A 13,491-nucleotide genomic window follows, 5' to 3' on the forward strand; every position below is an offset into this window, starting at 1 on the left:
CGTCATCGCTTCAGTGCTTCTGTGGCAGCGCGGTGGGCAGGCCGCGGCCGCTCCAGGCGGTGACCACAAGGGCTACCGCCGCCATCAGGCAGAGCGCCAGCCAGCCGGGGACGAAGCTGTGGCTGAAGTCCTTGAGCAGCCCCAGCGCCGGCGGCGCGAGAACGATCGCCAACTGGTTGATGGCCATCGCCAGGCCGAGGGCGAAGCCGGTCTTGCCGACCGGCGCGGTATCCGCCACATAGGCCACCCAGGGACCGTACCAGCCGAAGCCGAAGAAGCCCAGCCAGGCCACTACCAGGCCCATCCCCAACGGCGATTGCAGGGGCAGCAGGACCAGCGCCAGCAGGCCGAGGATCACCGCGCCGAGGCAGACCATCACCGGGAAGTAGCGCCCGGCGGGGCAGCGGTCGCTCCAGGCGGCCAGCAGGATGCGCCCGGCGACGCCGCTGCCCTGGGCGACGAACAGCAGGGTCGCGGCCATGCCGATGCCGATCTCCAGGGTCTCGTGCAGGTAGAGCACGGTGAACACCAGGATGCCGTACTGCACCGAGATCAGCGCCACCCCGGAACAGACGATGTTCTTCATCGCTGGATCGGTGATCATCGCCAGCCGCGACTTCACCACCGCGCCCAGGTCGCGTTCGGCGGGGTTCGCGCCGGGCGCGGGGGCGTCCGGCGGGGTGCGGTAGAAGAGCATGAAGGCCAGCGCGCCGAGGAACGCTACCAGGCCGCCGGCGAGGAATGCGCTGCGCCAGCCGTAGATCCCCGCCAGGTACGGCAGCAGCGCGGCGGACAGCGCGCCGCCCAGCGGCAGCCCGGCCTGGCGGATGCCCATGGCGAAGCCCAGCTGGGTCTTGGCGAACCAGCGTGACACCGACTTGCTGCCGCCCGGCTGCGCCGTGCTGTAGCCGGCGCCGACGACCACCAGGAACAGCAGGATGGTCAGGTAGTCGGTGGCCCACAGCGAGGCGCAGAGGGCCAGCGCGACGATCAGCGTGCCGAGGCCGACCACCAGCCGCTCGGAGTAGCGGTCGAGCAGCTCGCCGGCCACCAGCAGGCCGACGATCGGCACCAACTGCGCCGCCGACACCAGCAGGCCGATCTGTAGCGACGAGAGTTGCAGGTCGTTCTGGATGAACACGGCGATCGCGCCGATGCCCTGGACGAAGAAGCAGGCGCAGGCCTGGGCGAAGGTGGCGATCAGCAGGATGACCCAGCGGTAGCGCTGGGTGGGGTTCGCGGCGAGGGCGGCGGTCACTGGACGAACTCCCGTGCGAGGGTGAAGTTGGCTTCGCCGAGCGGATGCAGGCGCTGCAGCGACAGGTATTCGCCGAGGGTGCGTTCCATGCCCATGCGCTGGAAGATCCGTTCGCCGTCGAGCTCGGCCTCGGCGCCGTTGGCGCGCAGTTCGTCGAGAGCCTGGCGCAGCAACTGGCAGTTGTCGCTGAGCGTCACCTGGCCGTCATCGTCCACCGCATAGGGCGTGTCCTCCATGCCGACCCGCAGCACGTCGACCTGGCTGTCCGCCTGCGCGGCATAGGCGGCCAGCCGGCGCACCGCGCAGAGCGGGGTGCCGGCGCGAGGGCCGACGTCGAGCGGCCGGAAGTGCTGCGCGGCATGCTGCGGCATCACCGCCGCGCCGACCGTGATGCTGACCTTGCGCTTGCGCACGCCGGGTTCGCCGATATCGTACTCCAGGCTCTTGGCGCTCTCGATCACCGCGCGGAACTGCTGGTAGGTCTCCGGGAACGGCAGGCGTGGCGAGAAGCCGAACAGCAGGATCACGTTCAACTGGCCGGAACCGCCCAGGCGCAGGCGCGGGTGCTCCACGGCGAAACGGGTCATGGCGTAGCTGCGCACGTGCTGCACCCACTCCACCTCGTGGAACAGGCCGAGCTTCTGGCGCGCCTGGATGGCGTTGCGGTAGACCTGGAACTGGGTCATCGGCGAGGTCACCCCGTAGTCGGCGCCCTTGCTGGTGGAGTGGGTCTGCAACTCGGCCTTTTCCAGCGCCGTCGACGGCTGGTAGTCGCGCAGGTCGGCGAGGAAGGCCGGGCTGGAGGCATAGTCGAGGTCGAGCTTGCGCCTTTGCTTCTCCAGCTCGCAGATCACCTGCAATTCGATGGCCGCCTGGATCGTCACGAAGTGCGCACCGCCCAGGTGCAGCGGGATGGCGCAGTGGCTGACCCGCTCCCACTCGCCGAAGCGGCGGATGTTCTCCTGCACCTCGCTGCCGTTGCGGCTGGCGCCGAAGCTCAACATCAGGTCGGGGAAGCGGTTCTGCAGGGCGCGGCTGACCGCCTGGTAGATGTCGTTGTCGGTGGTCTGTTCCTGGGTCAGCGGGTTGCGCGCGTGATAGTGGTAGTAGCGGCAACCCATCTCGTAGAGCTGGCGCGCTTCGTCCAGCAGTTCGCCGGGGGCGGTGCGGATGGTGGCGCCGGTGCAGATGCTGTCGAGCAGGCGGTCGCCGGTGGCGGCGTGGTTGCGCGGGGTGAACTTGGCGCCGGTGGAGGCGCATCCGAGAATCAGGGTTTTCCGGGATCCGGTCATGGTCGTCTTTCCTCCATTCATCATTCCATTGAGGGCGGAGCGGTCCGCGGGGGACCGAAAGGCTGCCCAGGGCGTCGAAAGTCGTCGGTGTCTCAGGCAGGTGAAAGATGTCGCTGGCGGGATCGTTATGCGTTGTTCTACGAGAGGGATTTAAACCGCATGGCGGCGGCCGTGCGCGGCGCATTCGGCAACGCTCGTTGCCGCCGGCACAAAGACCTTGCGCAAATCGCCCGGCGTTGCGCCAACCGCTGGCACGGCGGCGCAACGTTGCCATTCGCGCAAGGTCGCTCAACTGGCGGCGCGCTGTCGCAGGCAATCCTCCAGGGCCTCGCCGAGGCGCTCGATCTCGCTGTCGTCGGTCAGGTAGTGCGGAGTCAGGCGCAGTACCCCCGGCAGCGCCTGCTCGCGCAGCGCCCAGCGGGCATACTGCGGGCCGATGTAGGAGGCGTTCACGCCGCGCGCGTGGAGGCGCTTCAGCCATTGCTCGCCGCTCAGTTCGGGGGCCGCGTAGGTCATCAACGCGCTGGCGTGCGGCCCTTGTTCCAGCGGCGTCCAGCCGAGCCGGCGGTAGAGCTGCTGGGCGATGCGTTCGCGCAACTGGCGGTTGCGCCGGGCGATGCGCTGGACGTCGGTCTGCAACAGGTAGTCGCAACTGGCCTTGAGCGCCAGGCGCAGCCCCGGGTTGAACTCCGAGCATTCGAAGCGCCGCGCGTCATCCCGTGCCTGCAAGGCGAAGGCGTCGCTCCATTGCGCGCCGCCGACGTCCAGCCCGTCGGGCAGGGCCAGGCGCTCCAGGGCGCGTTCGCCGAGATAGAGCACGCCGAGTCCCTTTGGCCCGCGCAGCCACTTGCGTGGCGGGAACACCAGCACGTCGCAGCCGATCGCCTCCACCGCCAGCGGCAACTGGCCGACCGCATGGCTGGCATCGAGGAAGAACAGCCCGTCATGGGCGCGGATGCGCTCGGCCACGCCCTCCAGCGCGGTAGCCGCGCCATGCCCGGTGGGCACCGCGCTGAGCGACAGCAGCGGCGTCTGGCCGGGGGCGAGGTCGTGCAACTGCTCGTCGAGCCGTTGCAACAGCTGTGCGGCGTCGCCGCGTGCGTCGATCAGGCGCAGCTCCAGCCCGCGCTGCTGGCGCGCGGCGAGCAGGCACAGGCTGTTGGAACCGTATTCGTCGAAGCTGCTGATCGCCCGTATCCGTGGATGGGCGGCCAGGGCCGCGGCAAAGGCCACCGACCAGGCGCGGCTGGCGCAGTCGAGCAGGGCGATGTGCCGTGGCTGGGTGCCGAGCACTCGCGCGACGCTGTCGCGGACCGCCAGCAAGGGCTCGGCGAAATGCTCGGCGGCGCGCTGCACGCCCCAGCGCCGCTCGGCTTCCAGCCAGCTGTCGAGGGCGTCGTAGAGCACCTGCGGCGGCAGGCTGGCGGAGCCATGGGCGAAGTGCGCGTAGCTGCCCCAGGCCGGGGTCTCGCGGCGCAGGCGCAGCAGTTCGTCGGCACCGAAGGCGTCGGGGGCGGCGGGGAAGAGCGCGCTCATGGCCGCACCGCCGCGATCAGTTCCACCTCCACCGCGGCGCCGCGCGGCAGCTCGGCCACGCCGACGGCGGCGCGGGCGTGGCCGCCGCGCGCGCCGAGCACCTCGTCGAAATATTCGCTGGCGGCATCGATCACCGCCGGCTGCTGGACGAAACCCGCCGCGCTGGCGACGTAGCCGGTCACCTTGAGCAGCCGCTCGACCCGTTGCAGGCCGCCCAGCGCCTCCTCCAGCGCCTGCAGGCAGCGCGCCGCGCAGAGCCGGGCGGCCTGGCGGGCCTGTTCCAGGTCGAGTTCGCTGCCGACCTTGCCGGTCCAGCGCAGCTCGCCGTGCTGGCGCGGCAACTGGCCGCTGACGTAGGCGATGCCGGCGTGGAGCACCACCGGCTGGTAGGCGCCGCCGGCGACGATGGCCGGAGCGGGGGATGTCTGCATGGTCCTGTCCTCGTGGCGGACCCGCCCGGCCACGATGCTCGGGCGGGTCGATGGCTGGAAAAGCGCGACCTCACTACTGTGGGCCGGTTTTCCCGGTCTGTTTTGCGGGAGTCGACGAGCTGCTTGCCAAATCGGCAAAACAAACCGAACTTTAGCCTTGCAACAGGCACCGCCGCGCGAAGTAGACTGAAAACGCCCGACCGTTGAGGAACGCGCAACGATGATCGACCTGGTGATGCTCAAGGACTTCCTCGTCCTCTGTCGGATCAAGAGCTTCAGCCGTGCGGCGCAGGAGTGCCATGTCTCCGTGTCCGGGCTCAGCCGGCGTATCCAGACCCTGGAACAGTGGCTCGGCGCGCCGGTGTTCGAGCGCCACAAGCACGCCCTCGAACTGACCGAGGCCGGCCGCCAGTTGCAAGGCGTGGCGCAGGACGCGGTGCGCGCCCTGGACAACCTGCGCCAGTCGATCCGCGAGCGCGACGAAGACGCCCAGCGGCGCATTCGTTTCTGCGCCCCGCACATCCTCTCCTCGGTGTTCTTCCCGCACTGGATTCCGCGCCTGCAGGCGGACTTCCGCAGCGCCAAGTTCAGCGTCGACTGCGATTACCTGCCGCAATGCCTGTCGCGCCTGCGCGACGGCTCGGTGGACTACGTGGTGGCGTTGCTCGACGAAGGCGAGGCGGTGTCGCGCCGCCTGGGCATCGACAGCGAAGCCGAGTTCCAGCGCCTGGAGCTTGGCCACGAACAACTGGTGGCGGTCTGCGCGCCGGACGCCGCCGGCCAGCCGCTGTTCAATCTCGACCGCCTGCAGACCGAAGCGCTGTCGTTCCTCGGCTACTCCGAGGAATGCCACCTGGGCTGGGCCCTGGAACCGCTGCTGCGCGACAGCGGCCTGTTCCTCCAGCGCCATCACAGTTCCAGCCAGACCGAGGGGCTGCGCTTCTTCGCCCAGTCGCGCCTGGGCGTCGCCTGGCTGCCGCATACCCTGGTCCGCGAGGACCTCGCCAGCCGTCGCCTGGTGCGCGCCGGCGGCCAGCGCTTCGACGTGCCGTTGCGCTACACCCTGATCCGTCGCCGCCTGCCGCTACCCGGCGAGGCCGAACGCCTGTGGACCTTCCTCGGCGAGCTGGCGCGCCCGGCGCCGCGCTACGCGGTGGTCGGCGCGGCCTCCTGAGCCGCCGTCTCGGCCAGCAGGGCGCGGCGGAATTCACCGACCAGGTCGTCCTGCGCCGAACCGCTGCGGCTGACCATCACCAGCTCGCGCTGGAATTCCAGCGCGCCCAGTTCGATCACCCGTACCCGCGCCGGCTCGCGTAGCCACAGCCCGGCCCGGGGCAGCAGCGCCACGCCGAGACCGTTCTCCACCATCCGCGCGATCGCGTCGATCTCATCCAGCTCCATCACCTGGCGTGGTCTGAGCTGTTGCGCCTCGAGGAAATCGCCCACCAGGCGACCGCCGAAGGACACATGGTCGTAGCGGATGAACGGTTGCGTGCGCAGCAATTCCAGCGCATCCGTCGCAGTGCATTGCGGCGGCGCGATCAGCACGAACGGCTGGCGCTCGACCCGTTGCGCGGAGAGCCCGCGCGGCAGGTTGAACGGCGGGCGGATGAGGATCGCCAGGTCCAGTTCGGCGGCGTCCACCTGGTCCAGCAGGTGCAGCGAGACGCCCGGCACCACCTGCGGCTCGATGTGCGGCGCCTGTTCGGCGAGGCGCTTGAGCACCTCCGGCAGCAGCCCGGTCTGCGCCGTGTTCACCGCGCCGATGCGCAGGCGCCCGCGCGGGCTGTCGCCTTGGCCGATGCCGTCGAACAGCGCGAGGATCTGCTCGGCCGTACGCACTGCCTGCCGCCCGGCCTCGTTCAGGTGCGCCGCGCGCGGCGTGCGCTGGAACAGCTCGACGCCGACGCTGCGTTCCAGCGCACGGATCTGCGCGCTCACCGCCGACTGCGTCAGCCCCACCTGTTCCCCCGCCGCGGCGAAGGAGCCCCGGCGCGCCACGGCGACCAGGGTGCGGAGTTCGCGGATCATCCAAGCCTCGAAAAAAGTGTTGCTCAGGCGAAATATTATGCGCTTTCCATCGAAATCGGCACGGCAAATAATCCCGGCACACCCACAGAGGAACCGCGCCATGAGCCTGATGCCCTTCCACCTCGCCATCCCCGTCCACGACCTGCCCGCCGCCCGGCGCTTTTATGGCGAAGTCTTCGGCCTGAGCGAAGGCCGCTCCGCCGAGCACTGGGTCGACTTCGACTTCTTCGGCCACCAGTTGGTCATCCACCAGCACCCGCAGACCGACTCCCAGCGCCACGCCGGCAGCAACCCGGTGGACGGCCACGACGTGCCGGTGCCGCACTTCGGCGTGGTCCTCGCCTGGGACGACTGGCACGCCCTGGCCGAACGCCTGCAGCAGCGCGGCACCCGCTTCGTGATCGAGCCCTACATCCGCTTCAAGGGCCAGGTCGGCGAGCAGGCCACGCTGTTTCTCTTCGACCCCTGCGGCAACGCGCTGGAGTTCAAGAGCTTCCGCGACATGGACCAGTTGTTCGCCAAGTGAGATTGCCGGCGCTCCGCCTGGAGGCTGCGCTTACTGCGCGCAGTCCGTGCAGAACTCCAGCGCCGCGCAGCTGGACTGCTCATCCGGCAGGATCGACGTCGCGCACTCTTTCTTGCGCACCACGCTCCCCAGCGGCGCCAGCTTGAACCGCTCCGGCGGCGGGCTGGCCGGCTTTGCGCTTGTCGTCCCGTCGAGGTCGGGCTTGAAGGCGTGTTCAAGGTCGCCCAGGCGTTCGTCCAGGGTGGCGGAGGAGGCGAGGGCGGGCGTCAGGGCCAGGATGAGCAGGAGAACGCGGTAGGGCATAGGGTTTCCGGTGTGGGTGGCGATGCGCTGGAGCCGGGCACGGCATCCCCGCATGACGAGGAATCGAAGCGGCCATTCAAGGCGATTGCGTGTTGGCGATGGGATGCGCTCGCCCTCTGTTTGGCATTTTGTGAAGCGCTTCGCACCTTGCCCGGGCGGCGCTTTGTCCGGGCAAAACCGTCACCGCACAGTCCCCTTCCACCTTCATCCCCCTGCGACGCACCTCGCAATGCAACCAGCATCCCGGCTGCGCCACCCTCTACCTAGACTGCAGCGCAGCCAGCGAAGATCTGTTCGACACCGCCCGCACCCGTCTGGAGTCGGCGATCGGAACGCTGAGCGTCCTCGACCTGCTCGACGAAACCGAAGACCGGCGAAAGCACCGCCGCATCACCGGCTCCTTGCTGTCGTTGCTCAGCGACGCCCTGTCGCTGTTCGAGGCGGAATACGCACGCAGACAACGATAACCGACGGAGGCGGTGCCCCCCGGCGAGGCCGGGGGTTAGAGGAGTCTCTATGTGAGCCGGTATGTTCATTGAGCCGAATTCACACAGGCCTTAACTATGAGCGTCTGTGCCGTACTATCCGCCTTGTCTGGCTAGGCTGTTGTGGTGAATTGGGCATACCTTTTCGCTACATGCCTGACGGTCTCTCAAATGGGTATTGAGGTTTGAGAGGGCTGAGCTCCAAGAAGCAATGCTGTGTTGACGAGTTTCCTGAGTCCAATCGCTCTTGATTTCGCTGCTGGATCCTAGGTGGGCTAGGTCTGGGGTCTATTCGGCTAATACGGGCTGCTGGGGATCAGCTGCCAGACTCAAGTGCTCTAGTCTCCAGCGCTTAAGCTGCTTGAACTGTTGGTAGGTTAGTACCGACTCCGATACCGCGTCACAAGATCGCAGCTCAATGTGTTGCCACGTACTCGTGGGGGAAAACAGTTTTTCCTTAAATGCCTGGGTGATGGTGGCAGCTGCACTTTCTGCGGCTTTCTCCGCTTCTTCGAAGTTGGGATCGGCTGAGTGCATGATAATTATATCAAGGGTATAGGTGTCGTCCGCTCCGTTGCGGTTGATTTCTACCCCTTCGTCCACATCGAAGAATACGCCGGCAATGAGATCGCCATGAGGCTTCACAGCCTTAGATATCCGCTCGTGAAGTTTGAAGTCCTTTGAGGTCAGGCGCCGTTCGAATTCGTCTGGGAATGCGGACCGTCGGTAGCGGCTGGCCAGCCACATTTGAAAGACGGCATGGCACTCTGGGCTCAGTGTGGCCCCTGAGCGGGGGGCATGCCTGTTTAGCTCAAGCTTGCCGACTTTCGACTTTGCTGTTGCTTCGAACTCCGCCCAGAAAGTATCGGCACCCGTGAACTCAATATGCAGCTTGCGGGCGTTCTTCGCGTGGGTGCTGTTGCCGTCTTTCTCGAGAGCAAGGCGTCCTATGACAACCTCAATATCTGGTTCTTTCTCAGGGGATTGCGCAAGGTCGCAATCGTGGCTGGCTACTATGACGAGTGTTCGTTCGGGAGATTCCGGGTGGTGAAGCCCCAGGGCTTCCACCGCATCACTAGCAAGGAGAAGCCCCTGGCGCCATAAGGTTTCGTTACGGTTCCACTCCGCCATTTATCAACCTCAGGAAAGATCGTTGGAGGCTGGTAAGTCGAAATCTGCGCTTGCTGGTGTCTTTGCCCTGGTTGCGAATCGGGCATTCATGCGTTCGCGCTGAGCAGTTTCACGCTTGTGAATCTGTATCAGCATGAGTGCGGCGTCCCGGGCAGACTCTCCAGCCTGAGCCATTTGTAGTAGTGTGCGGCCATTGGCAAATTTGCGCTTCAGAAGAGAAGCTGAGATTGGTATGCCTTCATGAGCCAATACGTCTGCAGCTTGAGCAAGGTCATGAAGCTTTGCGGCATTCTCCTCTGCAACGGGCTCTCCATTGAGCCAGTTGTAGATAGATTGCCGCGACACGTTGAGTGTGGCTGCTAGGTCGGAGACGGCTGGGTTCAATACCTCACGGATGCGCAGCAGGCTCCCGCTAGGTGTTCGAGAGACTTTGGTTTCTGCAACCTCCGCTGCACGGGTCACGTGCTGGGCACTTTTAGCGCTCTGTTGTAGGTGCTCGGGTAACAGCTCTCCTCCGGTGCCGATGCCTGCAATCGCCACACCGGCAAAGGCCATCCATCCCGCAAGGCGAACCAATGTGGAAGTCGATCCGGTTGAAGTTGGCCGCTCGGCAAACCAGCCACCGTATGGCATCGCTGCGTTCATTGTGTCCTCCTTTTATGCCCAAGAGGCCCAGGCGTGGTCAGTGATTGTCGCTTTGAAGGCTTTGGCGACTTCGTCATGGAGCGCGATGAGTTGTGCTCTAACCTTCTCTAAGTCGAAAGCCTCCCGCAGATTGATGGATGCATCGCTATCGATGATGGCATGCAGGCCTTCGCGCTGTGTAAAGCGAGGATCAATTGCCGGTGCTGAGCCGGCAAGCTCCATGGGAAGGCCGACATGCCCGTGGCGAATGAGGACTCGCGAAACTAACTGTCCTGCTCCAGTCGAGAGCACGCTTTCGCTTAGCGAGTGTTGAAGTGTGCCGTCTATTCGGGTCGCAAGGCCTAGCACCTCAGGTATGAGGAAGTCCTGTAGTGTTTCCCCGTCGGCGGGCTGAACAGCGTCCAGATAGCGCAGGCCTATGCGTGCAACAAAGTCCAAGCGCAAGGCCTCATTCAGTATGCCCAGCCCCTTCAAAAATGACTCGGAAAAGGTTTCGTAGGTATCGTAGCTGGTGGTCTGAAGCGACAGCGAATTTGTCTCCAGTATGAATAGAGAGCGTCCACCAATATCCCCAAAACGATAGCGAGATTGCGGTGCTACAGTCGGTGGGGCCATTTGCCCTTGCTCTGTTCCGCTGAACGGCAGAACAAGCTGCTGGAAGACTTCTTTCTGATAGTCAGGAAAATGCGCCTCGCGCATCTTGGACTGAATGGCAGGAATGTAGCCTTCCAGGTCCAGGACTGGATTGAACTGCACTTGGACGACCGTGTAGTAGACCGGCGCGCTGGTCAGTTTCTTTCCCATGGAATCCTCGGCTTTATGCTTTACAGTCAGGTTGACACTTTACACCAAGATTGACAGTCCATCGTGTGGGGGACGTCTAAAATTTTTCTATCGATGCGCGGTGTTTGAGCTGCCGGATGCATTGCTCTCTCTGCCCTGTTGCGGAGGCGGGCTTGCTAGGCCCTAGGTCCGCCGCCTCTCGGCGGCGAGTAGGTAGGTCAGCTACTTTGGTGTATTCAGATCATCCTAGGGTGCCGGCTTCTGTGGCTCTCGATGCTCTTGCTGAGCGTTGCGCCAAATCGAGATGCAAAGTCAACTTCGTAGCTAGTAAGCCTTTGGACTGCATCCGGCACGGGTAGAAGCTTGAGTGCTGCTAGTTTCTGCTCAATCGTGGCGCCGGCATCGTAGTGCTTGCCAGCAATGGTCTCAGGTGCATGGCCGGTAATCGCATCGATTACGGTCTGATCAATCGGCTTGCCGTCGCGTTTGGCATGGCCCAGGTTCGTCTCAAGCGTATGCCGAAATGAGTAGAGACTTTTGCCGTCATGTGGCACGTGGACGCCTACCTCGACGAGATAGCCTTTGGGGCTCTCGTTGAAGAATTTGCTAGCAGCTTTCGCCCATCCTTCTTTGTTGTGGTCGGTCTCGTCGTTTCTTGGCGGTAGGTAAGTGAGTCCGTCGCCGAACAGCTTCTTCTGCTTGCTCTGGAGTTGGCTGTTTACGTAGTCGAGAAAGCCCAGCTCAATCAGGCGTGGGTGAATCGGAACCTGTCGGGCCTCCTCGGTCTTAACTCGTTTGGCCTCGAAGGCTTTCGGGTCGTCTGGGCAGAAGTCGAAGCAGGGATATCCGTCAATCTCGCGAATGTCGGCAGTGTCGAGCTGGGCAATTTCGTTGGTGCGGGCGCCGGTAAAGTAGCCAATGAGGGGGAGCCAGAACCAGAAAGGGTAAGCCTTGGTTCGGTTGGCTGGTGGAGTCCCTTGGTAGATGTAGCCGGAGAAAATGCGTTCTACCTCTGCCATCGTGAATGCTTGGCCACCTCGTGTACGTGGCGTCTCACGTTTCTGCACGGGCTTGATTATCAAGTCATCCGGCCTGATGTCAGTCAGGTCAAGGTGGCGAGCGTGTTCCTGAATCTGTTTCATGGATCCGATAAGGGCGCTTACTCGCTCATGCCCGGTCATCTGTGCAGGATCGTCGGTTAGAAACTCGCTAAGCGGCGTCGGCGGATCAATTGATGCTTTGGCTCCTGCCTTCATTTTTCGAGCAGCGTCGTATGCTGCCTGCCAGTCGCTTTTCTTGAGTAGGCATACAGGCTGATGTTTTGTCAGCACAGTCATTACGCGGGCTCGCCGCTCGCGCTCCTCCAGCGTCCCGCCATGTTTGGCTTGGCCGCCCCTTGCAGAGCTATCGGCTCTGTCACGCTCTAGCTGATGCTGCCACACCTGATAAAGCGTCCAGCTAGCCATTGTGGGGTCAATGCTTGCTGCTGGTGCCGCGCTGGTGCTCGTAGGGGCGAGGCTTCGTAGTGCTAGCTCATCTCTGAGCTTTGGCAGAGCGGCCCGCAGCTCTGTCGTTTGGTAGGGGCGAGCAAGTTCAAGTAGTTGTTGCGCTGTCTGCTTAAGTTCGACCGGGATCGGGCGACCATAGGCGCCAGTTAGCAGGCGCTCTACTTCCCTGCGGCGCTGGCGGGCCTCGACTTCCTTCTCGGAAAGAATGGGCTCGGCTGGTTGGTTTTTGTCCTGCGGGCTGGAGAAATCCGGCGTCGGCTTTGTATCGGGGAGGAGTTCCATCAGCTCCTTGTAATCGGCCTCGGTCAGGCCGAGTTCATCACGCTCAACCATGTTTACTACCTTGTCAAAGACGGCTTCGTAGCGCGCGACATATTGCCGGGCACGCTTACGCGCCAGCCTTTCGCTGTCTGTTTTCAGGGTACGTCTGACTTCTCGCTGGCCATGGAGCAAGGCTCGCAATGGTCGTGGGATCACGATGCGGAAGTAGAAGGTTCCGTGTCGGTTGCGTGTGAGGTAGGAGGGGGAAGGTTTCATGCTGGGCACCGAAGCGATGCCCCACATGAGTGTCACACCTCAGTGTCACACCGGCCAGGAACGGCCGGTAGACTGAGCACAAAAGCCTGTGAAATCAAGCTTTTGTGCGGTTGATGGTGGGCCGGGGTAATCTGAAATGACTTTCTATCTGCATGAAATTTAAATAAAAAACCCGGTTAATAAATTCTGTGGAATACCATTTGGAATACCTCTTAGCTGGATTTGAACTGGAGGCACCTGACACGGCTTGGTGCAGGTCTCTAGCTTTCACGGCTCGTTAGGTCGGGCGTTCAGTGGTCAGGCGGTCTCTGAGGTCCATGTAGGCCAGCGCGCTTTTAAGGTCCTTCATTCTGGCCTCAATACGCTCGTTGATGTCGTCGTCGCTGTCAGAAGAGGGTATTCCGTCAGGGTACTTCCGCTCCCACTGGGCGAGAAGCCTCAGGTATCGCTCTACGTGTTTTAGTGCTTCGTCCCGTTGAGCGCTCATGGACGCCGTTATCTGGCCGGCAATTTTGCGCTCCCTTGAAATTGATTCCTTGAGCTGTTTTTCGTAGTTCTTCTCGGCTTCGGCCGCTTGCCCTGCCTTATCTATAAGCGCGGTGATTACGGCCGTTTCGCTTGTCTCATGCCGCTTGGCAAGATGCTTCAACCTAGAGATGGTTTCTTTGCTAAGGGTGAACGTCAGCGGCTTCCTGCCGTTGCTATCGGACCGGTACCGACGTTGCCGTACAGCGCCCTGCAGTCTGATGACAAGCTCAGGGTCATTCTTCCGGATTTTTCCGATGGCAGAAACCACGTTTTCGTAGGTTCCCAGTCGATTGGTCGGATTGGGCGCTATCGACTTTATGTACTCGGAATCGAGTCGTTGCACCAGGTAGTCAGCTGCCCACTCCCACTCACCATCCTGCCGGCGCAGCCACCTCAGCGGTTTCTCATTCTCTGACATTACATCCTCCAAAGAGGGCGACTCACGCCTAGCTAGAATTTTTGAAAATAACCGTTACGGTTGCGATATGCAAGATTTT

Annotated in this window: 14 protein-coding genes; 3 read left to right on the top strand and 11 right to left on the bottom strand. The window is 63.4% G+C overall.

Going from position 1 to position 13,491, the window contains the following annotated elements:
- Nucleotides 1-10 precede the first annotated feature (10 nt).
- The 4 genes from ACTJJX_RS19075 to ACTJJX_RS19090 form a co-directional block, all read right to left on the bottom strand.
- Nucleotides 11-1,258, bottom strand: a complete 1,248-nt coding sequence (locus tag ACTJJX_RS19075; RefSeq protein WP_016851956.1) for an MFS transporter — start codon at nt 1,256-1,258, stop codon at nt 11-13.
- Nucleotides 1,255-2,550: a 3-keto-5-aminohexanoate cleavage protein gene (locus tag ACTJJX_RS19080; protein ID WP_003124233.1), complete on the bottom strand. Its 1,296-nt coding sequence runs from the start codon at nt 2,548-2,550 to the stop codon at nt 1,255-1,257. Before ACTJJX_RS19080 ends, ACTJJX_RS19075 begins: the two co-directional genes overlap by 4 nt.
- A 288-nt stretch (nt 2,551-2,838) precedes the next feature.
- Nucleotides 2,839-4,086 carry an aminotransferase class V-fold PLP-dependent enzyme gene (locus tag ACTJJX_RS19085; protein WP_012614471.1) on the bottom strand — a complete coding sequence of 416 codons (1,248 nt, stop codon included), beginning with the start codon at nt 4,084-4,086 and terminating at the stop codon, nt 2,839-2,841.
- Complete coding sequence (locus tag ACTJJX_RS19090; protein ID WP_003116494.1) at nt 4,083-4,517, bottom strand: RidA family protein; 435 nt, start codon at nt 4,515-4,517, stop codon at nt 4,083-4,085. Before ACTJJX_RS19090 ends, ACTJJX_RS19085 begins: the two co-directional genes overlap by 4 nt.
- A gap of 220 nt (nt 4,518-4,737) precedes the next feature.
- Here ACTJJX_RS19090 and ACTJJX_RS19095 point away from each other — a divergent pair, with 220 nt between their 5' ends.
- On the top strand, nt 4,738-5,691 hold the full coding sequence (locus ACTJJX_RS19095; protein ID WP_003085661.1) for a LysR family transcriptional regulator: 954 nt from the start codon (nt 4,738-4,740) through the stop codon (nt 5,689-5,691).
- Here the strand turns inward: ACTJJX_RS19095 and ACTJJX_RS19100 are convergent.
- Entirely contained in the window at nt 5,664-6,548 is an 885-nt protein-coding gene (locus tag ACTJJX_RS19100; protein WP_003111828.1) for a LysR family transcriptional regulator, read from the bottom strand. The genes ACTJJX_RS19095 and ACTJJX_RS19100 overlap by 28 nt on opposite strands.
- Nucleotides 6,549-6,648: 100 nt before the next feature.
- Here ACTJJX_RS19100 and ACTJJX_RS19105 point away from each other — a divergent pair, with 100 nt between their 5' ends.
- Entirely contained in the window at nt 6,649-7,074 is a 426-nt protein-coding gene (locus ACTJJX_RS19105) for a VOC family protein (protein ID WP_003158599.1), read from the top strand.
- Nucleotides 7,075-7,104: 30 nt separating this feature from the next.
- On the opposite strand, the gene ACTJJX_RS19110 is transcribed toward ACTJJX_RS19105, so the two are convergent.
- Entirely contained in the window at nt 7,105-7,377 is a 273-nt protein-coding gene (locus tag ACTJJX_RS19110; RefSeq protein WP_003123013.1) for a hypothetical protein, read from the bottom strand.
- 206 nt (nt 7,378-7,583) lie between these two features.
- Between ACTJJX_RS19110 and ACTJJX_RS19115 the strand changes: the two genes are divergently transcribed.
- Nucleotides 7,584-7,844 carry a hypothetical protein gene (locus ACTJJX_RS19115; protein ID WP_049353825.1) on the top strand — a complete coding sequence of 87 codons (261 nt, stop codon included), beginning with the start codon at nt 7,584-7,586 and terminating at the stop codon, nt 7,842-7,844.
- 306 nt (nt 7,845-8,150) lie between these two features.
- On the opposite strand, the gene ACTJJX_RS19120 is transcribed toward ACTJJX_RS19115, so the two are convergent.
- From ACTJJX_RS19120 to ACTJJX_RS19140, 5 genes are all read right to left on the bottom strand, one after another.
- Nucleotides 8,151-8,993 carry a hypothetical protein gene (locus ACTJJX_RS19120; RefSeq protein WP_023082737.1) on the bottom strand — a complete coding sequence of 281 codons (843 nt, stop codon included), beginning with the start codon at nt 8,991-8,993 and terminating at the stop codon, nt 8,151-8,153.
- Nucleotides 8,994-9,002: 9 nt separating this feature from the next.
- Nucleotides 9,003-9,638: a hypothetical protein gene (locus tag ACTJJX_RS19125; protein WP_023082736.1), complete on the bottom strand. Its 636-nt coding sequence runs from the start codon at nt 9,636-9,638 to the stop codon at nt 9,003-9,005.
- Nucleotides 9,639-9,650: 12 nt separating this feature from the next.
- Nucleotides 9,651-10,442: a TIGR04255 family protein gene (locus ACTJJX_RS19130; RefSeq protein WP_016851929.1), complete on the bottom strand. Its 792-nt coding sequence runs from the start codon at nt 10,440-10,442 to the stop codon at nt 9,651-9,653.
- 215 nt (nt 10,443-10,657) lie between these two features.
- Entirely contained in the window at nt 10,658-12,493 is a 1,836-nt protein-coding gene (locus tag ACTJJX_RS19135; protein ID WP_023082735.1) for a site-specific integrase, read from the bottom strand.
- A gap of 250 nt (nt 12,494-12,743) precedes the next feature.
- Entirely contained in the window at nt 12,744-13,412 is a 669-nt protein-coding gene (locus ACTJJX_RS19140) for a hypothetical protein (RefSeq protein WP_023082734.1), read from the bottom strand.
- Between the last annotated feature and the right edge of the window lie 79 nt (nt 13,413-13,491).

The sequence above is a fragment of the Pseudomonas sp. 22490 genome (genome assembly GCF_052044465.1).
GTDB lineage: Bacteria > Pseudomonadota > Gammaproteobacteria > Pseudomonadales > Pseudomonadaceae > Pseudomonas > Pseudomonas aeruginosa.